Annotated in this window: 20 protein-coding genes; 13 read left to right on the top strand and 7 right to left on the bottom strand. The window is 67.7% G+C overall.

Annotated features, from left to right (window positions below; genetic code table 11):
* Nucleotides 1-44 precede the first annotated feature (44 nt).
* Nucleotides 45-845 (top strand): SDR family NAD(P)-dependent oxidoreductase, encoded by an 801-nt coding sequence (locus AC1DFU_RS15805; protein ID WP_477159673.1) that lies wholly within the window; start codon nt 45-47, stop codon nt 843-845.
* Between the two features lie 8 nt (nt 846-853).
* Here AC1DFU_RS15805 and AC1DFU_RS15800 read toward each other — a convergent pair whose 3' ends face one another.
* The gene (locus AC1DFU_RS15800) at nt 854-1,240 is read right to left on the bottom strand and encodes a hypothetical protein (RefSeq protein ID WP_092301334.1); all 387 of its coding nucleotides are present in this window, start codon (nt 1,238-1,240) and stop codon (nt 854-856) included.
* 117 nt (nt 1,241-1,357) lie between these two features.
* A complete protein-coding gene (locus AC1DFU_RS15795; RefSeq protein WP_441590952.1) occupies nt 1,358-2,197 on the bottom strand; it encodes a hypothetical protein in 840 nt (279 codons plus the stop codon).
* Nucleotides 2,198-2,633: 436 nt separating this feature from the next.
* Here AC1DFU_RS15795 and AC1DFU_RS15790 point away from each other — a divergent pair, with 436 nt between their 5' ends.
* Complete coding sequence (locus AC1DFU_RS15790) at nt 2,634-3,572, top strand: VirK/YbjX family protein (RefSeq protein ID WP_441591169.1); 939 nt, start codon at nt 2,634-2,636, stop codon at nt 3,570-3,572.
* 40 nt (nt 3,573-3,612) lie between these two features.
* Here the strand turns inward: AC1DFU_RS15790 and katG are convergent, their stop codons facing one another.
* On the bottom strand, nt 3,613-5,865 hold the full coding sequence (gene katG / locus AC1DFU_RS15785) for a catalase/peroxidase HPI (RefSeq protein ID WP_092301241.1): 2,253 nt from the start codon (nt 5,863-5,865) through the stop codon (nt 3,613-3,615).
* A 288-nt stretch (nt 5,866-6,153) separates the two neighbouring features.
* On the opposite strand from katG, the gene AC1DFU_RS15780 reads away from it, so the two are divergent.
* From AC1DFU_RS15780 to AC1DFU_RS15760, 5 genes are all read left to right on the top strand, one after another.
* Nucleotides 6,154-6,627 (top strand): aminoacyl-tRNA deacylase, encoded by a 474-nt coding sequence (locus AC1DFU_RS15780; RefSeq protein WP_092301238.1) that lies wholly within the window; start codon nt 6,154-6,156, stop codon nt 6,625-6,627.
* Between the two features lie 147 nt (nt 6,628-6,774).
* A complete protein-coding gene (locus tag AC1DFU_RS15775) occupies nt 6,775-7,827 on the top strand; it encodes an alpha/beta fold hydrolase (RefSeq protein ID WP_441590954.1) in 1,053 nt (350 codons plus the stop codon).
* A gap of 243 nt (nt 7,828-8,070) precedes the next feature.
* Nucleotides 8,071-8,778: an SDR family NAD(P)-dependent oxidoreductase gene (locus AC1DFU_RS15770; RefSeq protein ID WP_441590956.1), complete on the top strand. Its 708-nt coding sequence runs from the start codon at nt 8,071-8,073 to the stop codon at nt 8,776-8,778.
* Between the two features lie 91 nt (nt 8,779-8,869).
* Complete coding sequence (locus AC1DFU_RS15765; RefSeq protein WP_441590958.1) at nt 8,870-9,778, top strand: LysR substrate-binding domain-containing protein; 909 nt, start codon at nt 8,870-8,872, stop codon at nt 9,776-9,778.
* A 14-nt stretch (nt 9,779-9,792) separates the two neighbouring features.
* The gene (locus tag AC1DFU_RS15760; protein WP_441590959.1) at nt 9,793-10,896 is read left to right on the top strand and encodes an NAD(P)H-dependent flavin oxidoreductase; all 1,104 of its coding nucleotides are present in this window, start codon (nt 9,793-9,795) and stop codon (nt 10,894-10,896) included.
* Between the two features lie 14 nt (nt 10,897-10,910).
* Here AC1DFU_RS15760 and AC1DFU_RS15755 read toward each other — a convergent pair whose 3' ends face one another.
* The gene (locus AC1DFU_RS15755) at nt 10,911-11,834 is read right to left on the bottom strand and encodes a LysR family transcriptional regulator (protein ID WP_144195318.1); all 924 of its coding nucleotides are present in this window, start codon (nt 11,832-11,834) and stop codon (nt 10,911-10,913) included.
* Between the two features lie 116 nt (nt 11,835-11,950).
* Here AC1DFU_RS15755 and AC1DFU_RS15750 point away from each other — a divergent pair, with 116 nt between their 5' ends.
* The 6 genes from AC1DFU_RS15750 (at nt 11,951) to AC1DFU_RS15725 (ending at nt 19,654) form a co-directional block, all read left to right on the top strand.
* Nucleotides 11,951-13,039 (top strand): tartrate dehydrogenase, encoded by a 1,089-nt coding sequence (locus AC1DFU_RS15750; protein WP_092301220.1) that lies wholly within the window; start codon nt 11,951-11,953, stop codon nt 13,037-13,039.
* A 135-nt stretch (nt 13,040-13,174) separates the two neighbouring features.
* Nucleotides 13,175-14,539, top strand: coding sequence for a dicarboxylate/amino acid:cation symporter (locus AC1DFU_RS15745; RefSeq protein WP_092301217.1), 1,365 nt, complete (start codon nt 13,175-13,177; stop codon nt 14,537-14,539).
* Between the two features lie 22 nt (nt 14,540-14,561).
* Complete coding sequence (locus AC1DFU_RS15740; protein ID WP_177220014.1) at nt 14,562-15,836, top strand: glycerate kinase type-2 family protein; 1,275 nt, start codon at nt 14,562-14,564, stop codon at nt 15,834-15,836.
* Nucleotides 15,837-15,849: 13 nt separating this feature from the next.
* Nucleotides 15,850-17,268: a pyruvate kinase gene (gene pyk, locus AC1DFU_RS15735; RefSeq protein ID WP_092301214.1), complete on the top strand. Its 1,419-nt coding sequence runs from the start codon at nt 15,850-15,852 to the stop codon at nt 17,266-17,268.
* Between the two features lie 25 nt (nt 17,269-17,293).
* Entirely contained in the window at nt 17,294-18,637 is a 1,344-nt protein-coding gene (eno, locus tag AC1DFU_RS15730) for a phosphopyruvate hydratase (protein WP_441590962.1), read from the top strand.
* Between the two features lie 78 nt (nt 18,638-18,715).
* Nucleotides 18,716-19,654: a tripartite tricarboxylate transporter substrate binding protein gene (locus AC1DFU_RS15725; protein ID WP_441591170.1), complete on the top strand. Its 939-nt coding sequence runs from the start codon at nt 18,716-18,718 to the stop codon at nt 19,652-19,654.
* A 21-nt stretch (nt 19,655-19,675) separates the two neighbouring features.
* On the opposite strand, the gene AC1DFU_RS15720 is transcribed toward AC1DFU_RS15725, so the two are convergent.
* Genes AC1DFU_RS15720 through AC1DFU_RS15710 form a run of 3 tightly spaced genes read right to left on the bottom strand, consistent with a single transcriptional unit; the run spans nt 19,676 to nt 23,423 of the window.
* A complete protein-coding gene (locus tag AC1DFU_RS15720; protein WP_092301205.1) occupies nt 19,676-19,888 on the bottom strand; it encodes an acyl-CoA carboxylase biotin carboxyl carrier protein subunit in 213 nt (70 codons plus the stop codon).
* Entirely contained in the window at nt 19,888-21,309 is a 1,422-nt protein-coding gene (locus AC1DFU_RS15715) for an acetyl-CoA carboxylase biotin carboxylase subunit (RefSeq protein WP_441590964.1), read from the bottom strand. Before AC1DFU_RS15715 ends, AC1DFU_RS15720 begins: the two co-directional genes overlap by 1 nt.
* Complete coding sequence (locus tag AC1DFU_RS15710; RefSeq protein WP_441590966.1) at nt 21,306-23,423, bottom strand: acetate--CoA ligase family protein; 2,118 nt, start codon at nt 23,421-23,423, stop codon at nt 21,306-21,308. The genes AC1DFU_RS15715 and AC1DFU_RS15710 overlap by 4 nt, the downstream gene beginning before the upstream one ends.
* Between the last annotated feature and the right edge of the window lie 3 nt (nt 23,424-23,426).

Here is a 23,426-nt window from a genome sequence, read left to right as displayed (position 1 = left end):
ACAAAATTATACACTTGTAGAACTTTAGCCCACTGGAGTGGATGATGGATTTGCAAATCAAGGGAAAACGCGCCCTGGTAACGGGCGCAACCGCAGGGATCGGTGAAGCGATAGCAAAGATGCTGGCCGCTGAAGGGGCGACCGTGATCGTGCACGGCAGGAACCGGGAGCGGGCGGATGCGGTGATCGCGGAGATCGAGGCCAGCGGCGGGATGGCCGGGTTGGCCCTGGGCGACCTTTCCACCGATGCCGGCGCCGATGCCGTCGCCACGCAGGTCCGCAAAGGCGGCCCTGTCGACATCCTGGTCAACAACGCGGGCCGCTACCAGCATTTGAACTGGACGACTGCCGTGCCCGACCAATGGACCGAGACCTTCGAGGCTAATGTCCTGTCCGCCGTGCGGATGATCCAGCGGTTCGTCCCCGCGATGCGCGAGCGCGGCTGGGGGCGCGTGATCCAGATCGGCGGCGGCCTGGCGGGCCAACCGGGGGCCGGCCTGCCGGACTACAACGCGTCGCTCGCCGCGCGCCATAACCTCGCGGTATCGCTGGCTCGCGAACTGAAGCGTACCGGTGTGACGTCGAACATCGTCGCCCCCGGGGCCATCCTTGTGCCGGCGGTCAAAAGCCTGCTCGAATCGATCGCGCCGCACCACGGCTGGGGAGACAGCTGGGAAGAGATCGAGCGGGGCTGCGTCCGCGACATGGTGCCCAACGATGTCGGGCGCCTGGGCCGCCCCGAGGAGATCGCCGCCGCCGTCGCCTACCTGTGCAGCCGATACGCCGACTATGTCAACGGCGCCACGATCCGCGTCGACGGCGGCACGATCCGTTCGGTATCGTGAGACCTCCCCTAACCGTTCTTCGGCAGCATCGATCCCTTCCGCCGCCGGGAGGGCTTCGGCTCTACGCCCACGCGTGCATCCCGTTCGAACACGCGTGCCACCAGCCATTCGGCAGCTTCCTCGAACGCCGGATCGGTCTGGGGCACATACAGCCATTTGCCTAGCACCGGGTGCGGCCGCAAGGCCGGCATGTCCGCGATCAGCGCGGCGTGGTGCTCGTGGGAGGTGCAAACCAGCAGCCCGTTCCACGGGTCGTCGCGATCCGCCGCGATCAGGCACAGGTTCCCGTCGATGTAGGCGGCATCGCTGCCAAACATCCGTTTGCAGACGTAGGTGGGATCCCGCTCGAATGCATCGAAGATCCAGACAAGCGCGTTGCGGATGGCGGTGGGCATGGCGTGGGCGGTCAGGCGGGCAGGTGTGCCCGGCATAGGCTACCTGAGAATCCCCGGGCGGTGATCAGGCTCCCCGTTGCGGGGAGCCCTACTACTTTGTGCTTCGTCAGCGAGCGATCAACGGAGGCTGGTCAGCGTCTGCGTGTACGTCGTCATATACGTCGGATTTGCGAAACCCGTTGCATAGGAATAGTTCGACTGCCACTTGACGACGCGGCCCAGGTCCGGCGCCCACCAGCCCAGGATCGTCTCCTTGTAGGTGGCGTTGCCCGCGGCGCCATTGGGCAGCTGGGTGTCGTTCGAGTTGGTGTACGTGATCGTGAAAGCGAGACGCAGCGCGTTGAACGTGCCAGCCGGCGTCGTGATGCTTTCATACGTTTCCACCTTGCCGACCACCGCGCCCTTTTCGGTGTAACCCATCTGGCAAGCGTAGTCCCACGCGCCGGTCCAGGTCTTGCCGACGTAGAGCGGCAGCTCATAGAGCGTGCGTTTGGGCGAATACGTGCACACATTGCCGTTGGTGTACGTGCGCGACAGGCGGTTGCGATCCAAGTCCTGCACGTAGCTGGTGTCCGGCGCGTTCGTGATGGCGTCGGCGCTGGTGATCATTGGCCGCCCGTTGCTCACGGAGGCGATGGTATAGGCCAGGTTCTCGGTCGTCGTGGTGCCGTTGAAGCGGACTTGCGTCTCCGCAAACGTCGCCACCTCGCCCACCTTGTACGCCACGCCGTTGTAGCGCTGCGGCGCCACGGCGATCTTCAGCGTGAACACCTTGGATGGATCGCTGACCTGCGTCGCCGTCAGAGTGATGGCGTCGCCCGTGGGGCTGACCAGATTGCCGGACCACTGGGTCTCGGTCAGCACCTGATTGGTGACCGTCGTCTTGTCGCTCGTGATCACTGCCTGCCAGCGCACCGGCTGGCTGGTTTGCAGACGAATAAAGTCGCTCGACTGCACGTTCAGCGTGGTGCTTCCCCCCGCGCCGACGCTGGTGCGGCGGCGAGGATTTTAACGCTGTGTGTCCGATTTATGTCTTAAGCGACACATCCCCCCGAAGGAGGATTGCCGGAGGTATTCCCCAAAAGAAGGCATCCCCCGGGTATCCCCCTGTCAACCGGCAATATTTCAAAGCGTTACGAAATATTACGAGCCGGCCTGCACACCCCGCACGACAAGAAAAAAGTGACGGGCTAGCCATACCTGGCGCTCATTTTGGGCGTTGCGGACAGGGAAGCCATATGCGCAGCCAGTTCCCATCGAAGGAACGGCGCGTGAATCAGGGGAGCGTTAAGTCGTGCAAGCAACATTTTTGACCTTGCGGGGGCTTTCCCAAGCCGACGCAGCGGGACGTTTTGAGCATTTTCCGGCCCGGTATCTGAAATATTTGACTGCCGTGGCCTCGGTGTCGTCGATCTGTTACCCGTCGGGCAGCCGAAAGTGGCTGTCTCGACGTCTGCGGCTGCTGGCCGTGGCGGCCACGCGTGGCAATGCCGCCCGCCTGTGGTTGGGCGCAGCGGCGTCCTGCGTGCTGCTGCAACGGGTGGCCACGGCCCGGCCGTTGGTGCTGGAGAAGCCGTTCCGCCCGCTCGGCGCGCTGGGCCTGTGTTTCTACGAGCGCGCCCGGCTGATGATCGAGCACTACGCCGTCATGGCCGCGATGGTGCCGGCCTGCGTCTGCGACCGTATCTATATGTCAGGCGGCCTGACCTGGACCTCGGCGGACGGCGGCTACCAGCTGCGCCTGGCCGATCCCGGTCCCAATCCCAAGGAAGGCGAACTGGCGTTCTACTGGATCGACCAGGAAGCCGGCATCTGCCTCGCCCAACTGAGTTTCTACCTGCGCCAGGGCCCGGCCGGCCCCGAGGTGTTCATCGGCGGCCTGCAGGGCACGATGGGCGAGACCGCCCGGGAGCGCATCCGCATCGCCACGCGCGCCTGCGAGGGCCTGCGCCCCAAGGACGTGGTCATGGAAGCGCTGCTGGCCTTCGCCGGCCATATCGGCGCGCGCCGCGTGACGGCGGTGTCCCGGGCGAATCACGTCGGCCGCCAGCGCCATACGCCGCGCGAGATCCAGTGCGACTACGAGGGATTCTGGATGGAGTACCACGGCACGCCAGACGCCGCCGGCAATATCGAGATCCCCGTGCGGCAGCCCGAGCGCGACATCGCCGAAATCGCCTCGAAGAAGCGTTCCGCCTGGCGCCGCAAGCAGGCGCTGGCACAGACGGTACGGGGGGCGGTCAGCCAGTGGCTTGATGTCGATGGTGCCGAGGCGGCGAATACGGCGGCGGTGGCGGAATCGATGGGGCTTGCCGTGGGCGTGGCAGCCTGAGGCGGGGGCGCCGGACCCTTCGTCCGGCGCCCTTCCCCCCTTACTTCTTCAGGTCAAACCGGTCCAGGTTCATCACCTTGACCCACGCCGCCACGAAGTCCTTGGCGAACTTCTCCTTGCCGTCTTCACTGGCGTAGACCTCGGCCAGCGCCCGCAGCTGCGAGTGCGAGCCGAACACCAGATCCACGCGCGTGCCGGTCCAGCGGACCTTGCCGGACTTGTCGCTACCCTCGAACACATTCCGTGACACCGGCTTCCACTGCACGCCCATATCGAGCAGGTTGCGGAAGAAGTCGTTGGTCAGCGTTTCCGGGCGATCGGTGAACACGCCGTGGGCATCCTTGCCGCTCTGCACCTTCAACACGCGCAGGCCGCCGACCAGCGCCGTCATTTCCGGGGCGGTGAGGGTCAGCAGTTGCGCCTTGTCGATCAGCATGGCTTCGGCCGGTGCTTGCACCTTCGCGTCGAGGTAGTTGCGGAAGCCATCGGCCTTCGGCTCCAGGGCGCCCACCGACTGGACGTCGGTCTTGTCCTGCGACGCATCCATGCGGCCCGGCGTGAACGGCACGGTCAGTTTCTGTCCGCCCGCCTCCGCCGCCTTCTCGATGCCGGCGCCGCCCGCCAGCACGATCAGGTCCGCCATCGAGATCTTCTTGCCGCCCGACTGCGCACCGTTGAACGCGCTCTGGATGCCTTCCAGCGTCTTCAGCACCTTGCCGAGTTGATCCGGATTGTTGGCCGTCCAGTCCTTCTGCGGCGCCAGGCGGATGCGCGCCCCGTTGGCCCCGCCGCGCTTGTCCGAACCGCGGAAGGTCGACGCCGACGCCCAGGCCGTGGACACCAGTTCCGAGACCGACAGCCCCGAAGCCAGGATCTTCTGCTTGAGCCCCGCCACATCCTGGTCATTGACCAGCGGATGGTCCACCGGCGGGATCGGGTCCTGCCAGAGCAGTTCCTCGGCCGGAACTTCCGGGCCGAGATAGCGCGCGCGCGGGCCCATGTCGCGGTGGGTCAGCTTGAACCACGCACGGGCGAAGGCATCGGCAAACGCCTGCGGGTCGTCCTTGAAGCGCCGCGAGATCTTCTCGTAGATGGGGTCGAAGCGCAGCGACAGGTCCGTGGTCAGCATCGTCGGCTTGAGCTTCTTGGCCGGGTCATAGGCGTGCGGCACCGACTCCGGTGCGTCCTTGGCGATCCACTGATTGGCGCCGGCCGGGCTCTTGGTCAGCTCGTATTCGAAGTTGAAGAGGTTCTCGAAGAAGCTGTTCCCCCACTGCGTCGGCGTATTCGACCAGGTGACTTCCAGGCCGCTGGTGATGGTGTCCGGGCCGCAGCCAGTGCCGAACTTGTTGCGCCAGCCCAAACCCTGCAGTTCCAGTTCGGCGGACTCCGGTTCGTCGCCCACGTTCTCGGGGTGCGCGGCGCCGTGGGTCTTGCCGAAGCTGTGGCCACCGGCGATCAGCGCCACGGTTTCCTCGTCATCCATGGCCATCCGGCCGAAGGTATCGCGGATGTCATACGCGGCGGCGATGGGGTCCGGATTGCCGTCGGGCCCTTCCGGATTGACATAGATCAGGCCCATCTGCACCGCGCCGAGCGGATTCTCGAGGTAGCGGCCGGGATCGGTCCGGCTGGATTCCTGGCCGTGCTTCTCGACGTCAGCCACCAGTACGCCACCATCGTCATCCTTGCCCGCCGCGCCCTTGCCATAGCGGACTTCGCCGCCCAGCCAGGTCTTTTCATTCCCCCAATACACGTCCTGGTCCGGTTCCCAGGTATCTTCGCGGCCCCCGGCGAAGCCGAAGGTCTTGAATCCCATGCTTTCCAGGGCGACGTTGCCGGACAGGATCATCAGGTCCGCCCAGGAAAGCTTCTGCCCGTACTTCTGCTTGATCGGCCAGAGCAGCCGGCGCGCCTTGTCCAGGCTCACGTTGTCCGGCCAGCTGTTGAGCGGGGCGAACCGTTGCTGGCCGCGCCCGCCACCCCCCCGGCCATCGCCGATGCGGTAGGTGCCGGCGCTGTGCCAGGCCATGCGGATGAACAACCCGCCGTAGTGACCGAAGTCCGCCGGCCACCAGTCCTGCGAGTCGGTCATCAGTGCCGTCAGGTCTTTCTTGACCGCGGCGAGGTCGAGGGTCTTGAACGCCTCGGCATAGTTGAAGCTCTTGTCCAGGGGATTGGACTTGTCCGAGTGCTGGCTGAGCAGATCCAGCCGCAACTGCTGTGGCCACCAGTCCTTGTTGGTGGTGCCGCCTCCGGCGGCATGGTTGAAGGGACACTTTTCGTAAGACATGCGATCTCCTTTGGGGGGTACCCAACGCTAGTTCTAGTCTTTCCGCGTCGACGCTTCCACGTGGGCCTGCCTCGGCAAGCCTGCCGCACACAAAATATAGTTGAGAGCCGCCGTCAACCAAATGTGACGATTGCAATCGTCGCGATAGCGGCTTGCTATGGGCCACCCGGGTCACCTCCCCGCCCCCCGCCATGCTCGGGTTAGCCCCAACCAAATGCCGTCAGGCGCTTGTCCTATAGTTCCCGTACTCCAGACAACTGTAGCGCCCCACGCTCGGAGGTTGCCCTCATGACCATGTCCACCGCCCTCGCAAGGTGCCTGAGCAAGACGCAGAGCGAGTTCGAGACCGTGCACCGGCACGGCAGCCCCGATGGCGCGGCGCCAGCCCGGCCGATATCGATTCCCGGCGACCGGCTGGCCCGCACGGTGCTGCTGGAGGACAACCGGGGCTACCTCGCCGCCGTGATCCCCGCCACCCATCACCTGAAACTCTCGGAAATCTGCGAACAGACCGGCCGCCAGTTGGCCCGGGCGCGTACGGAAGGCGTGCACGAGGTGTTCCGGGACTGCGACCCTGGCGCGCTGCCCCCGGTCGGCATGGCCTACGGCACGCAGACCTGGCTCGATGACAGCCTGATGACCCATCCCGATGTCTACTTCGAAGCCGGGGATCGCGACGAGGTAGTGCACATGAGCACCGAGCAGTTCGCCACCCTGATGGCCGGGGCCCGGCGCGGGCATTTCGCCCATCGACGGCTCTAGGGGAGCCCCGGTTTCTGCATCCGCGTGTCAGTCAGGCATCGCCATATACACAGCGATACAAAAACCGTGCATTCCGACACATGGCACTTGCCATGGCCTCATAGACTTCGTGTCAGTTCATCACTGACCCGAGGAGAGAGGAACAATATGTCGGAAAAAATCGATTTGCCCCGTCGTGGTTTCCTGGGCGCCGCCGCCGCAACGCTGGCCGCCGCGCAACTGACGCTGTCGCAGGCCGCACAGGCGCAGTCCGCCATCACCAAGGCCGCCGCGCTGCCGGCCTCCAAGCCGGGCAGCCACACCAGCTTCGCTCCGCTCAAGCAGATCCAGGCCGGCGTGCTCAACGTGGGCTACGCCGAAGCCGGCCCGGCCAATGGCCCCGTGGCCCTGCTGCTGCACGGCTGGCCGTACGACATCTACGCCTTTGTCGATGTGGCGCCGCTGCTGGCCTCGCGTGGCTACCGGGTGATCATGCCCTACCTGCGCGGCAACGGGACGACCACTTTCCTCTCGCCGGACACCATGCGCAACGGCCAGCCGTCGGCGATTGCCGCCGACATGATCGCGCTGATGGACGCCCTCAAGATCCAGACCGCCGTCGTCGCCGGCTTCGACTGGGGCGCGCGTACCGCCGACATCATGGCCGCACTGTGGCCGGACCGTTGCCGGGGCCTGGTCTCGGTCAGCGGCTACCTGATCGGTAGCCAGGCGGCGGGCAAGGTGCCGCTGCCGCCCGAAGCCGAGCTGCAATGGTGGTACCAGTTCTACTTCGCCACGGACCGTGGCGCGGCCGGCTACCAGAAGTACACGCACGACTTCGCCAAGCTGATCTGGAAGCTGGCGTCGCCGAAGTGGGATTTCGACGATGCCACCTTCAACCGCAGCGCCACCGCCTTCGACAACCCGGACCACGTGGCCATCACCATCCACAACTACCGCTGGCGGCAGGACCTGGTCAAGGGCGAGCCGAAGTTCGACGATCTCGAGAAGCGCCTGGCCACCGCGCCGACCATCAGCATCCCGACCATCACCATGGAAGGCGACGCCAACGGCGCGCCCCACCCCAAGCCCAGCGCCTATGCCAGCAAGTTCACGGGCCGCTATGAGCACCGCGACCTGACCGGCGGCATCGGCCACAACCTGCCGCAGGAAGCGCCGGTGGCGTTCGCCCAGGCCGTGCTGGACGTGGACAAGCGCTAAGCGCTAAACGCCCAGCGCCAGACATCAAGTAGTTCGATCTCCTAAGCTCCCCCTAAGCTCCCCTAAGCGCGCGCGTCCGGCTCCCCGCCGGCGCGCGTTTTTTTTGCCGTCCACCGCCCGTCCTCCCGACTTGTTCCCGCCACGCAAAACTGTTGATGTGGGCGATGCCTTCTTCGTTGGGGCCGGCTCCACTAGATTTGAGCCCAAGGCAAACACGCCGAACCCCTACCAGGAGAATCTGAAATGTCCTCGCAAAAAGTTGTCATCGTGACTGGCGCATCCCAAGGCATCGGCGCCGAATTGGTCAAGGCCTACCGTGCACGCGGCTACCGCGTGGTGGCCACGGCGCGCAATATCAAGCCGACCGACGATCCCGATATCGCCATCGTCCCCGGCGACATCGGCGACCCCGACACCGCCCGCCGCGTGGTGGCCACGGCGCTGGAAGCCTTCGGCCGCATCGACTCGCTGGTCAACAACGCCGGCATCTTCGTCGCCAAGCCGTTCACGCAGTACACCGCGCAGGACTACGCCGCCGTGACCAACGTGAACCTGTCCGGCTTCTTCCACATCACCCAGCTGGCCATCGCCGAGATGGAAAAGCAGCGCAGCGGCCACGTGGTCAGCATCACCACCAGCCTGGTCGATCACGCCATCGCCGGCGTGCCGTCGGTGCTGGCCTCGCTGACCAAGGGTGGCATCAACGCCGCCACCAAGTCCCTGGCCATCGAGTACGCCAAGACCGGCATCCGCGTGAACGCCGTGTCGCCCGGCATCATCAAGTCCCCGATGCATGCGCCGGAAACCCATGAGGCACTCGGCGCACTGCACCCGGTGGGCCATATGGGCGAAATGGGCGATATCGCCGAAGCCGTGCTGTTCCTGGAAAGCGCCTCGTTCGTGACGGGCGAGATCCTGCACGTCGATGGCGGCCAGAGCGCCGGCCACTAAGCGCCTGGTTACCCCAAGTCATTCCCTTGACTTGACGTTCTTCATTCACGATACTTCATCTACTTTCATTCTTGTTTGAAGAACGTAAACCGTGGAACTGGCAGAATTAGAGATCTTCCGGGCGGTGGCGCGTGAGCAAAGCATCACACGCGCCGCCAAGCGGCTCGACCGGGTGCAGTCGAACGTGACCACCCGCGTGAAGCAGCTCGAGGAGAGCCTCGGCGTCAGCCTGTTCCAGCGCGATAGCAAGAAGATGTTGCTCACCCCGGAAGGCCTCCGCCTGCTCGACTATGCCGACCGCCTGCTGGCGCTGGCCGACGAGGCGCGGCAGTCGATGCGCAGCGATGCGCCGAGCGGCCCGCTGCGGCTTGGTTCGATGGAAAGCTCGGCGGCCACGCTGCTGCCCCGCCCGCTCGGCGCCTTCCACGCGCGCTGGCCGGACGTGGCGTTGAAGCTGACCACGGGCACCTCGCAGGCGCTGGTCGATGCCGTGCTCGGCCATCGGCTCGACTGCGCCGTGGTGGCACATCCGGGCACGGGCGCGCCAGCCGACATCGACCTGACCGAAATGGGCGACGGCCTCGACGGCACCTACCTGCAAACCGAGGAACTGGTGCTGGTGCTGCCCGCCACGCACCCGCCGGTGCGCCAGCCGCAGGACGTCACGCTGCACCAACTGGCTGCCTTCGCGCGCGGCTGCACCTACCGCCAATGTGCCGAAGACTGGCTGGAGCAGGCGGGCGACGACATGCGCCGCCGGCTCTCGGTGATCGACCTGCCGTCCTACCACGCCATCCTGGCCTATGTGGCCGCCGGGTCGGCGGTGGGCATCGTGCCGCGCTCGCTGCTGGCGGTGCATCGCGAAATGGCCCACCTCCAGACCGTGCCGGTCCGCACCGTCCACACTTTCCTGGTGAAGCGCGCCGGCTTCGCCACCTCGGCCTACACGGCGTTCCTGCGGGAATTGCAGCAAGGCCCATCCTCTTCATCGCCCACCTAACCTGAAGCCCAGCCATGAACTCCGCCGCCCGCAATCTGGTTTCCCTCCTCAACCTCGCCACGCCGATCATCCAGGCGCCGATGGCTGGCGTCAGCACGCCGGCCATGGCCGCCGCCGTGTCCGAAGCCGGCGGCCTGGGCTCGCTCGGCGTTGGGGCGATGGACGCCGAAGGCGCCCGCAAGGTCATCCGCGAGACCCGCGCGCTGACCGCCAAGCCCTTCCATATCAACCTGTTCTGCCACGCCCCGGCCCAGGCCGATGCGGCGCGGGAGGCCGCCTGGCTGCAATACCTGACGCCGCAGTTCGCCGAATTCGGCGCCACGCCGCCTGCCGGCCTGCGCGAGATCTACAAGAGCTTCGTGGCCGACGAGGCGATGTATCAGATGCTGCTGGAAGAAAAGCCGGCGGTCGTCAGCTTCCATTTCGGGCTGCCGGCGCAGGAGAAGATCGATGCGCTGCGGGCCGCCGGCATCCTCCTGCTGGCCAGCGCCACCTCGCTGCGGGAGGCGCGCCAGATCGAAGCGGCGGGCATCGACGGCATCATCGCGCAAGGCATCGAGGCCGGCGGGCACCGTGGCGTGTTCGATCCGGAGGGCGATGACGAAGGACTGGGCACGCTGGCGCTGGTGCGGGTGCTGGTGACGCGTACCAGCCTGCCGGTGATCGCCGCCGGCGGCATCATGGACGGCGCCGGCATTGCCGCCGCGCTGGCACTGGGCGCGCAGGCCGCGCAACTGGGCACCGCCTTCGTGGCGTGCGATGAATCATCGGCAGACGCCGCCTACCGCGCCGCCCTGACCGCCGCCGAGCCGCGCGCCACCACGCTGACGCGGGCGATTTCCGGCCGCGCCGCGCGTGGCTTCACCAGCCGCTTCACCGCCCTCGGCGTGGCGCCGGGCGCCCCCGCGATTCCCGACTATCCCGTCACCTACGACGCCGGCAAGGCCCTGCACGCCGCCGCCAAGGCCAAGGGTGTCAGCGAGTTCGCCGCACAATGGGCCGGCCAGGCCGTACCGCTCGCCCGCGCCCTGCCCGCCGGCGCGCTGGTCGCCGAACTGACCGCCGAATTGCGCCAGGCGCTGGACCGGTTGAGCAGCCTGCGGGCATCGATCGAGTAGTCAAGCAAGCCTGATCAGGTTCCAAACTCGCTGAACTTCGAGCCGAGGAACTCCACGAACAGGCGGATGCGCGACGACAACTGGTGCCGTTGCTGGTAGACGGCATAGATGTTCGCCTCGGGGGTGGCGTAGTGCGGCAACACCTGCACCAGCCGCCCGCTGCGCAGGTAGCGCTCGATATCCCATTCGGCGCGCATCACGATGCCATGGCCCTCCAGCGCCCACTGCACGGCGATTTCGCCGTCATTGGTCGTCAAATTGCCACGCACATGGATCGCCTCGGTGCGCTGCTTGGCGCCCTTGCCCGAGGTCAGCCGCCACACCCCGTAGGCATCGCTGCCCTGCCGGATGCCGATGCAGTTGTGCCGCGCCAGATCCCCCGGCGTGGCCGGGACGCCGTGCTCGCGCAGGTATTTGGGCGAGGCGCACAGCAGGCGCCGGTTCGGGGCCAGGAATTTGGCGATGATCCGCGCGTCGGGCGGCTCCCCGAACCGCACGCAGACATCGAAGGCATCCTCCGTCAGCGGCGGCGGATCCGCCGACAGCTGGAGCTGCACATCGACATCGGGGTAGGTCCGGCTGTACTCGGCGATGACCGGCGCCACATGCATGCGGCCAAAGCCCAGCGTGGCGTTCACGCGCAGCAGGCCGCTCGGCCGCCCCTTGGCGCTGGTCAGCAACTGGCTCAGGTCGTCGATCTCGCCCAGGATGCGCCGCGCGTGCTCCAGGAACACCTCCCCCTCGGGCGTCAGCCCCATCCGGCGCGTGGTCCGCGTCAGCAGCGGCATGCCGATGCGCGCCTCCATCTGGGCCAGCCGCTTGCTGACCGCCGCCGTCGAGATCCCAAGATCCCGCGCCGCCGCGCTCAGGCTGCCCGCCGTGGCCACCGCCGCGAAAAAGCCCAGTTCGGACGGTTGAATGCCGCTCGTCGCGCTCATGGCATTGTTAATGTCAGGTTAAAGATGGTTTAACTTTAGCGTCGATCCAACACCGCGTCCACGGTCAAGAATCCGTCCCACGCACTACAGCGATGATTCTGACCAGGAGACACAAGATGAAGACGTACAAGATCGCCACGATCCCCGGTGACGGCATTGGCAAGGAAGTGGTTCCCGCCGGCCGTGAAGTGATGGAAGCGCTGGCCGCCGGTGGCGCCGGCTTCCAGTTCGAATTCGAAAACTTCGACTGGGGCGGCGACTACTACCGCCAGCACGGCGTGATGATGCCCGCCGATGGCCTGGACGCGCTGCGCGGCAAGGACGCCATCCTGTTCGGCTCGGCCGGCGACAACCAGATTCCCGACCACATCACGCTGTGGGGCCTGCGCCTGAAGATCTGCCAGGGCTTCGACCAGTACGCCAACGTGCGCCCGACGCGCATCCTGCCCGGCATCGACGGCCCGCTCAAGCGCTGCGCCCCGGAGGACCTGAACTGGGTGATCGTGCGTGAAAACTCGGAAGGCGAGTACTCGGGCGTAGGCGGCCGCGTGCACCAGGGCCACCCGATCGAGGCGGCCACCGATGTGTCGATGATGACCCGCGTGGGCGTGGAGCGCATCCTGCGCTACGCCTTCAAGCTGGCGCAATCGCGTCCGCGCAAGCTGCTGACCGTGATCACCAAGTCCAACGCCCAGCGCCACGCCATGGTGATGTGGGACGAGGTGGCCGTGGAAGTGGCCAAGGACTTCCCGGACGTGACCTGGGATAAGGAACTGGTCGATGCCGCCACCGCGCGCATGGTCAACCGCCCGAAGACGCTGGACACCATCGTCGCCACCAACCTCCACGCGGACATCCTGAGCGACCTCGCCGCCGCGCTGGCCGGCAGCCTCGGCATCGCGCCCACCGGCAATATCGACCCGGAACGCCGCTACCCGTCGATGTTCGAGCCGATCCACGGTTCCGCCTTCGACATCATGGGCAAGGGCCTCGCCAATCCGGTGGGCACCTTCTGGTCCGTGGTGATGCTGCTCGAACACCTGGGCGAAGACGCCGCCGCCAAGCGCGTGATGGCCGCCATCGAGGCCGTGACCGCCAACCCGGCCCTCCACACCGGCGACCTCGGCGGCAAGGCCACCACGGTCCAGGTGACCAAGGCGGTCTGCGACTACCTGGCCGCCAACAAGCAGGCCAAGGCGGCTTAACCCTCCCGCCGCCCCGCCATTGGCCGGGCGGCCCTTGCGAGCCGGATCGCGGCTCGCGCTGCCCTGCGGACGCTAAAAAACGGCCATCAGAGCCGGTCCGCAGGCGCGCCAGATTCGAATGTGCAGGAGACAGCCATGATTCGAAAGCTACTGGGAAAGCTCTACGTCCAGGTGTTGATCGGCGTTGCCGCCGGTGTGGCACTGGGTGTCTGGGCACCCCAACTCGGCAGCGACCTCAAGCCGCTCGGCGACGTATTTATCAAGCTCATCAAGATGGTCTTCGCGCCGATCATCTTCGCCACCGTGGTGCTGGGCATCGCCCGCATGGAGAACATGAAGGAGCTGGGGCGGGTGGGCGTGCGCGCGCTGCTGTACTTCGAACTGCTGTCGACTTTCGCGCTGGTGCTCGGGCTGATCGTGGTGAATCTGGTGCAGCCGGGGCGCGGCATGAATATCGACCCGGCGCACCTCGACACCAAGGCCATCGCCACCTACACCCATGCGGCTGAAAAGTCACATTCGTTTATCGATTTCCTGATGAACCTGGTGCCGACCAGCATCATCGACGCGCTGGCCCGCAACGACATCCTGCAGATTCTGGTCTTCGCCACGCTGTTCGGCATCGCCCTGTCCCATATCGGCCCCCGCGCCAAGCCGGTGGTCGATTTCCTCGATTCCTTCGTGCACGGCATCTTCAGCGTGGTCGGCATGGTCATGCGGCTGGCCCCGCTGGCCGCCTTCGGCGCCATGGCCTTCACGGTCGGCAAGTACGGGCTGGGCTCGGTGGTCTCGCTCGGCAAGCTGATGGGGACGATGTACATCACGTGCTTCCTGTTCGTGGCCATCGTGCTGAACGGCGTGGCACGGCTCTCCGGCTTCAGCCTGTGGAAGTTCCTGCGCTATATCCGCGACGAGCTGTTCACGGTGCTGGGCACCAGTTCGTCCGAATCCGTGGTGCCGCAGCTGATGGGCAAGCTGGAGAAGGCCGGGGTGTCCAAGCCGGTAGTCGGGCTGGTGGTGCCCGCCGGGCTGACCTTCAACCCGGACGGCCAGTGCATCTACTACACCATGGCCGCCATCTTCATCGCCCAGGCCACCAACACGCCGCTCTCGCTGACCGACCAGTTCGTGGTGCTGGGGGTGCTGCTGCTGACCTCGAAGGGCTCCGCCGGCGTCACCGGCTCCGGCTTTATCACGCTGGCGGCGACGCTGGCCTCGCTGGGCACGATCCCGGTGGCCGGCATGGTGCTGCTGCTCGGCGTGGACCGCTTCATGTCCGAGGCGCGCGCCATTACCAACACCATCGGCAATGCCGTGGGCACGGTCGCCATCGCCCGCTGGGTGGGCGCGGTGGATCAGCAGCAGTTGCAGGACGCGCTGGACGGCAAGCTGTCCGATGACCCCGACGCGCTGATCCCTGACCAGCCCGAGCCGGCTACCTCCACGGTCGGCGCCCGGCTGGCCCGCATCGGCGATGCCCATGCCTCGCTCCTCCATTGATCCGATGACCCCGAGCCCCGCCATGGACACCCCCCAGGCCCGCCAACTGCTCCGCGAGATGTTCCAGGCGGCCATCCACGCCGCCCAGCCCGCGCGCACGCTGGCCGCCCACCTGCCCCCGCCGCCACCGTCTCCTGGCCGGACCATCGTGATCGGGGCTGGCAAAGCCTCGGCGGCCATGGCCCGCGCGCTGGAAGATGCCTGGCCCCATCCGCTGGAAGGGCTGGTGGTCACGCGCTACGGCTACGCGGTGGAGTGCGCGCGCATCGAGATCGTCGAGGCCGCCCATCCGGTGCCGGACGCCGCCGGCTTCCACGCCGCGCAGCGCATGCTGGAACGGGTGTCCGGGCTGACCGAGGACGACCTCGTCATCTGCCTGATCTCGGGCGGCGGCTCCGCGCTGCTGCCGCTGCCGCTGGCCGGCATGTCGCTCGCGGACAAGCAGGCGGTCAACCAGTCGCTGCTGAAGTCCGGCGCGACCATCACCGAGATGAACACCGTGCGCCGGCACCTGTCGGCGATCAAGGGCGGGCGCCTCGCCGCGGCCTGCCATCCGGCGCGGGTCTGCAACCTGCTGTTGTCCGATGTGCCCGGCGATGACCCCATCGACATCGCCTCCGGCCCCACCGTGCCGGACCCGACCACCCGGGCCGACGCGCTGGCCATCGTCCGGCGCTACGGCATCGACGTGCCGCCGCATGTGCTGGCCGTGCTCGATTCGGACGCGTCCGAGTCCATCAAACCCGGCGATGCCCGCCTGCCGCCCATCGACACCACGCTGATCGCCACGCCCCGGCTGGCGCTGGAAGCTGCCGCCGCCGTGGCACGCCGCGCCGGCCTGCGCGCCTACCTCCTGGGCGATGCCATCGAGGGCGAGGCGCGCGATGTCGGCAAGGTCATGGGCGGTCTGGCACTGGAAGTGGCGCGGCACGGCCAGCCGTTCACGGCGCCCTGCGTGCTGCTCTCGGGCGGCGAGACGACCGTCACCGTGCGCGGCAACGGGCGCGGCGGGCGGAATGTGGAATACCTGCTCTCGCTGGCGCTGACGCTGCGTGGCGAACCGGGCGTGCATGCCATTGCGGGCGATACCGATGGCGTGGACGGCCAGGAGGAAATCGCCGGCGCGCTGGCCGGCCCGGACACGCTGGCGCGCGCCTGGCAACTCGGCATCCGCCCGCAGGACGCGCTGGCGGCCAACGATGGCCACGGTTTCTTCGAGGCGCTCGGCGATGCGGTTGTCACCGGGCCGACCTTGACCAATGTCAATGACTTCCGCGCCATCCTGATCGCGCGGTGAAGGGAGTAACAAGATGAGACGCACCCGCAATGCCAAGATCGTGGCCACACTGGGCCCCGCGAGCACGTCGCCGGAAGTCATCGACGCGCTGTTCGAAGCCGGCGCCGACGTATTCCGGCTCAACTTCAGCCACGGCAGCCACGCCGACCACAAGCAGCGGCTGGACACCATCCGCGCCGTGGAACGGGACCGTGGCCGCCCCATCGGCGTGCTGCTGGACCTGCAAGGCCCCAAGCTGCGCATCGGCACGTTTGCCGATGGCCCGATCCAGCTGGCCGCCGACGCCAGCTTCCGGCTCGACCTCGACGCCACCGTGGCCGGCACCGCCAGCCGGGTCAGCCTGCCCCACCCGGAAATCTTCGCAGCGCTGCAGGAAGGGACCGAGTTGCTGCTCGATGACGGCAAGATCCGCCTGCGCGTGGAGCGCTGCGGCAAGGACTTCGCCGAGACCACCGTGGTCAATGGCGGGACGCTGTCCGACCGCAAGGGCGTCAACGTGCCCGGCGTGGTGCTGCCCCTGTCGGCCATGACCGAGAAGGACCGGCGCGACCTGGAGTTCGGCCTGACGCTCGGCGTGGACTGGATCGCCCTGTCCTTCGTGCAGCGGCCCGAGGACATCCTGGAGATCAAGGACATCGTCAAGGACCGCGCCGGCATCGTCGCCAAGCTGGAGAAGCCGGCGGCCATCCAGAGCCTGGAGGCCATCGTCGCCGAATCGGATGCCGTGATGGTGGCGCGCGGCGACCTTGGCGTGGAGATGCCGGCCGAGCTGGTGCCCTCGCTGCAGAAGCAGATCCTGCGGGCCTGCCGCAAGGCCGGCAAGCCGGTGATCGTGGCCACGCAGATGCTGGAATCGATGATCGCCTCGCCGGTGCCGACCCGCGCGGAAGCCTCGGACGTCGCCACGGCCGTGTACGACGGCGCCGATGCGGTGATGCTGTCCGCCGAATCGGCCTCGGGCAGGTATCCGGTGGAGGCCGTGCGGATGATGAACAGCATCATCTCGCGCACCGAGTCGGACCCGCTCTATCACGATGCCATCCAGGCCTCCCACACCCCGCCGCGCGCGGAGGCCGCCGACGCCATCGGGCTGGCGGTGCGCCATGTGGCCGGGCTGCTGAAGTCCCCGGCGACGGTGGCCTACACCAGTTCCGGCTACTCGGCGCTGCGCATGGCGCGCGAGCGCCCCGAGGTGCCCATCCTCGGCATGACCCCCCGCATGGCCACCGCGCGCCGGCTGGCGCTGGCCTGGGGCGTACACGCGGTGCTGTGCCACGAGGTGGTCGATGTGGTCGAGATGACCGAATTAGCCAGCCAGACCGTGCGCAAGGAGGGCTTCGGCGCGGCCGGCGACTCGATCGTGATTTCCGCCGGGCTGCCCTTCGCGGTCGCCGGCACCACCAATCTGCTGCGAATCGCGCAGGTCCAGTAAGTTGCTATTTCGTTAGGACCCCCCCATGCCCATCATCCAGGACATTCGCGGCTACGAGATCCTCGACTCGCGCGGCAACCCCACCGTGGCGGCGCAGGTGCGGCTGTCGGACGGCTCGCAAGGCTTTGCAGCGGCGCCGTCGGGCGCCTCCACCGGCGCCCGCGAGGCGCTGGAGCTGCGCGACGGCGACAGCGACGGCAAACCCCGGCGCTACTTCGGCAAGGGCGTGCGCAAGGCCGTGGCCCATATCGACGTCGATATCGCCCGCACGCTGGCCGGCATGCCGGCGGCAGACCAGGCGGCGGTGGACGACTGCCTGATCCGGCTCGACGGCACGCCGGAGAAGTCCCGGCTCGGCGCCAACGCGCTGCTGGCGGTGTCGCTGGCCACCGCGAAGGCGGCGGCGGCTTCGGCCGGCGTGCCGCTTTATCGGACCATCGGAGGCCAGCGCCGCGACGCCCGCCTGCCGCTGCCGATGATGAACATCATCAATGGCGGGGCCCATGCCGACAACAGCGTGGACATGCAGGAGTTCATGATCCTGCCGGTGGGCGCCCCGTCGTTCTCCGAGTCCCTGCGTTGGGGCGCGGAGATCTTCCACACGCTCAAGGCGGTGCTCAAGGCGCAGGGGCTTTCCACCGCCGTGGGCGACGAAGGTGGCTTCGCGCCGGACCTCGCCTCGAACGAGCACGCGCTGGAGATCATCCTGCGCGCCATCGAACAGGCCGGGTTCCAGGCCGGGCGGGACATCGCGCTGGGGCTGGACGTCGCCAGTTCGGAGTTCCATCGCGACGGGCGGTACGAGTTGCAGTCCGAAGGCCGGTCCTATTCGGCGGACGGTTTTGTCGACCTGCTGGCCAAGTGGGTCGATCAGTACCCCATCGTCACCATCGAGGACGGCATGGCCGAGGGCGACTGGGCCGGCTGGCAGTTGCTGACCGAGCGGCTGGGCCAGCGCGTGCAGCTGGTGGGCGACGACCTCTTCGTCACCAACACGGCGATCCTGCGGCAGGGCATCGACTGCGGGGCCGCCAACGCGATCCTGATCAAGCCCAACCAGATCGGCACGCTGACCGAGACGCTGAACGCCATCGACATGGCGGAGGCGGCCGGCTACGCCTCGGTCATCTCGCATCGCTCCGGCGAGACCGAGGACACGACCATTGCCGACCTTAGCGTCTGCACGGCAGCCACGCAGATCAAGACCGGCTCGCTGTGCCGCTCCGACCGCGTCGCCAAGTACAACCGCCTGCTCTATATCGAGGCGGAACTGGGCTGCGCGGCCACCTTCGCGGGACGCGCCGCGCTGCGCGTACCGGGTTTGCAGGTGTTGCAGTCAGCGAGTGATCTCGCTATTAGTGAGCAATAAATCACAAATCATAAATACAGGAGACAGACCATGCCGACTTCCCAAACGCTTCCCCGCTTCCTCCGTGCCGCGCTGCTGATGCTGGGCGCCGGGGCCTCCGCCCTGTGCGTGGCGCAGGAATGGCCGACCAAGCCGATCAGCCTGATCGTGCCGTTCCCCTCCGGTGGCACCACCGACGTACTCGCGCGCGCCATCGGCGACCAGCTTTCCAAGAAGCTGGGCCAGCCCGTGATCGTGGAGAACCGGCCCGGCGCCGGCGCCACGGTGGGCGCGGACTACGTGGCCAAGGCCCGCCCGGACGGCTACACACTGTTGATGGGCGCCGTCCACCACACCATCGCCACCAGCGTCTACAAGAAGCTGCCGTACAACTTCCAGAAAGACCTGGCGCCGATCGCCACCGTGGCGATGGTGCCCAATGTGCTGGTGATCAATCCCGCCAAGACCCCGGCCAAGACCGTGGCCGAGCTGGTGGCGCTGGCCAAGAAGTCGCCCACCGAGTTCGCCTACGGCTCCAACGGCAACGGCACCGCCCAACACCTGATCGGCACGCAGTTCCAGACCGCCACGGGCGCCCCGCTGCTGCACGTGCCCTATAAAGGCAGCGGCCCGCTGACCACCGACCTGCTGGGCGGACAGGTGACGATGTCCTTCGACACGCTGACCCCGGTGCTGCCGCACATCAAGGCCGGCAAGCTGCGCGCGCTGGCCGTGACCACGGCCAAGCGTTCCAGCGTGCTGCCGGACGTGCCGACCATGGAAGAAGCCGGCCTGAAGGGCTTCGATATCGGCACGTGGTTCGGCATCCTGGCGCCGGCGGCCACGCCCAAGCCCATCGTCGCCCAGCTCAGCGCGAAGATCGTGGAAATCGTCAATTCGCCGGACTTCCAGCAGCGCATGCTGGCCGCCGGCGCCGAGCCGATGCCCAGCGATTCGGCAGCGTTCGCCAAGCGCATCGATGACGAGACCGCCAAGTTCGCCAAGCTGGTCAAGGATGGCAAGGTGACGATCGAGTAAGGCCCCCGGAGCCTTGGCGCGTTACTCGACCTCCACCACCGGCTGGCCCTCGGTCACGGCGTCGCCGGGCTGGACCAGGATGGCCTTGACCACGCCATCCGCCTCGGCTTCGAGCGGGATTTCCATCTTCATCGACTCGATGATCATCAGGACATCCCCGGCGGAGATGGTGGCGCCGGCTTCGATGGCGATGGAGGACACATGGCCGCTGACTGCGGCGTCGATCTGGGGCATCAGGCTGCTCTTTCGGTAAGGGTTTCGGGTTGCTTCGGCGTAGGCGTCTGGAGCGGCGTGGCCAGCACGCGCTGGGTCAGGGCCGTGTCGATGCGGGCATCGGCGAAATCGGGGTGGGCCAGCACGCGCAGCAGGAACGGCAGGTTGGTCTTGACCCCGGCAATCTGGAACGCCTCCAGCGCGGCACGCAGGCGCCGGATGGCGTCGGCGCGGTCGCTGCCGGTGGCGATGACCTTGGCGATCATCGGGTCGTAGTACGGCGTCACGCGCTGGCCCTGCGCGTAGCCGGTCTCCACGCGGATGCCGGGCGCCTGCGGCGGCACGAAGGTGTCCAGCGGCCCCGGCGACGGGAAGAAGCGCACCGGGTCTTCGGCGTAGACGCGGGCCTCGATGGCGTGGCCCTGCTGGCGCGTGGGGGCCGGCAGCACGGCGTCGATCCGCTCGCCGCAGGCCAGCCGCACCTGCGCGGCCACGATGTCGATGCCGGTCACCTGCTCGGTCACCGCATGCTCCACCTGCAGCCGGGTGTTCATCTCCAGGAAGACAAAGCCGGTCTCGGGTGTGTGCAGCATCTCCACGGTGCCGATCACGTCGTAGCCGACGTGGCCCAGCAGCGTGGCCAGCCGCTCGCGCATGGCGGCCACCGCCTCGCCCGACAAGCCCGGCGCGGGGGCTTCTTCCAACACTTTCTGATGACGGCGCTGCACCGAGCAGTCACGCTCGCCCACAATGCGCACGCCGCCGTAGCGGTCCGCCAAGACCTGGAATTCGATGTGGCGCGGCTGCTCCATCAGCTTTTCCAGATACAGCTCCGCCTGCCCGAAGCTGCGCTGCGCCACCGAGCGGGCCTGCTGCCACGCGGCGGCCAGCCCTTGCGCATCGCGCACCGGCAGCATGCCGATGCCCCCGCCACCGCCAGCCGGCTTGATCAGCACCGGGTAGCCGATCTGCTCGGCGGCGGCAGCCACGACGGCCATGTCGTCCGGCAGCACGCCGGAACTCGGCGCCATCGGCATGCCGTGGCCGGCCATGAAGTCGCGCGCCTGCGTCTTGTGGCCCAGACGGCGGATCCAGGCGGGCGACGGGCCGATAAAGCAGAGCCCCGCCGCCTCCACCCGTTCGGCGAAGTCGGCGTTTTCCGACAGGAAGCCATAGCCGGGGTGCACGCCGTCCGCGCCGGTCTCCCGGGCGACATCGAGCAGCTTTTGCTGATGCAGATAGCTGTCCAGCGGCGCCGCCTCGCCGATGCGCACGGCCATATCGGCCTCGCGCAGGTAGGGCAGGCCCGCGTCGGCGTCCGAGTAGACCGCCACCGAGGCGATGCCGAGCTGGCGCAGCGCGCGGATCACGCGCGCCGCCACGGCGCCCCGGTTGGCCACCAGCACGCGGCGCAGCGTGCGGATCTTGATGGTGTCGTTCATGCCGTCTCTCCTGTGCGGATCACCACCGCATCGACCAGCACCGGCGCCACCGCCCCACGGGCGACGATCACCGGGTTGGCATCGACCGAATGCACCGTGCCGCGCGCCGCGACCATCCAGTCGCCCAGACGGACCAGCATGTCGGCCAGTTGGTCGAGGTCCACCGCTTCCATGCCGCGCAGCGCGGCGAACGCCGGGGCGATGCGCAGCCGGCCGATGGCGGCCCGCGCCTGACTGGCCGTGAACGGCGCGACGAGGAATTGCACGTCCTGCAGCGCTTCCACCAGCACGCCACCCTGCCCGACCATCACCACCGGGCCGTAGGCCGGATCGATATGGGCGCCCACGGCCAGTTCGAACGCGCCGCGTTGCTGGCGCGCCAGCAGCACGCCGCCGTGGCGGACTTCCATCCTGTGCAGGATCTGGTCGATCTCGTCGAAGGCAGCCACGGCGGCGGCCTCGCCGGACAGGTTCAGCTTCACCAGCCCGTGCTCGGATTTGTGCGTGATGTCCGGGGACACACCCTTGGCCACCACCGGTGCGCCCAGTTCGGACACGGCACGGCGCACGTCGTCGGCGCTGTGGCAGAGCCGGTGCGCCACGACGGGCAGGCCCGCCGCCGCGAGTTCGGCCAGGCTGCGGACTTCATCGAGGGCATGGGCGGGGGACGCGTGCGTCAGTACTCCTGCCGGCACGCCAGCCGGCAAGGGCGCGGCCAGCGCCGCCTCGCGGCGTTCGCCATATTCGGCCAGCAGCGCCAGCGCCTGCATGGCGGAGCGCTCGCTGTCGAACACCGGCACGCCCTGCGCGCGGAACGCCTGCGCCACCCACTCCTGATTGGCGCTGACCGCCACCGGCACGCCGCTGGCCGAAGCAAAGCGCCCGGTCTGTGCGGAGAAATCGTCGAAGTCGTAGCCTTCGCCGCCAATCGGAAAGCCGACGAAGATCAGGTCGGCCTGCCGCTGGGCCGCCACGGCGTCGAGCGTCTGGCCATAGATCTGCGGCTGGCCGAGCAACGCGGTGGTCATGTCGATGGGATTGCGCGCCGAGACATAGCCGGGCAGCACGGTGCGCAGCGCGGCGGTGCCGGGTTCGTCGAACTGGCACAGGTCCAGCCCGTGGGACTCCGCCGCGTCCGCCGCCAGCACGCAGGTGGCGCCCGAGTTGCTGATCGCCACCACCTTGCGGCCACGCGGCCGCTGGCCGCCCGCGAAGATCTGCGCGTACTCGGACAACTCCCGGAAATCGTTCACGCGCAGGATGCCGTGCTGACGCAGGAAGGCATCGGCCAGCGCGTCCTCGCCGGCCATCGCCCCGGTGTGGGAGCTGGCGGTCAGTTGCCCGGCGCGGGTCCGGCCGGCCTTGACGGCGAGGATCGGCACATCGCGCGCATGGGCGATCCGTGCGGCCTGCGCCAGCACGTCGGGGTCGCGCAGGGATTCCACGTACAGCAGCATCACGCGCACGGCGTCATCCTCGGCAATCGCGCGCAGCGTTTCGGCGGCGGTCACGTCGGCCTCGTTGCCCGTGGCCACCATGTAGCGCACGCCGATGCCCTTGCGGCGCAGCCCGCCATAGACGATGGACGAGCCCGCGCCGCTCTGGCTGACGATGGCCACCGGGCCGTCCTGCGGCGCTTCCTCGTTGATCATGGTCGAGAAATGCAGCACGGCGCCGGTGGCGAAGTTGGCCACGCCCTGCGTGTTCGGCCCGAACAGCCGCAGGCCGCCGGCGCGGGCCCGCGCCACGAGCCGCTGCTGCTGCGCCGCGCCGGCCTCGCCCAGTTCGGCAAAGCCCGACGAATAGATCACCGCGCCCTTGGCCCCCACGGCGATGCATTGCTCGATGGCCTGCTCGGCCTCGGTGCCGGCCACGCTGATGACGACCACATCGGGCGAGTCCGGCAGCGCGGCCAGGTCGGGGTAAGCCGCCAGGCCCTGGATCTCGGCCCGCTTGGGGTTGACCGGGTAGATGCGCCCGGCATAGCCGTGGCGCCGCATATAGTCGATGGGCCGGCCGCCGGCCTTGATCGGGTTGTCGGACGCGCCCAGCACCGCCACCGAGCGCGGCGCCAGCAATGACAACAACGAAGCTTGCTCCTTGGTATCCGCCATCGC

The sequence above is a fragment of the Cupriavidus sp. 10L45 genome, from assembly GCF_056395225.1.
The sequence above is the reverse complement of the archived record's forward strand: the minus strand, read 5'-3'. Positions and strand labels throughout refer to the sequence as shown.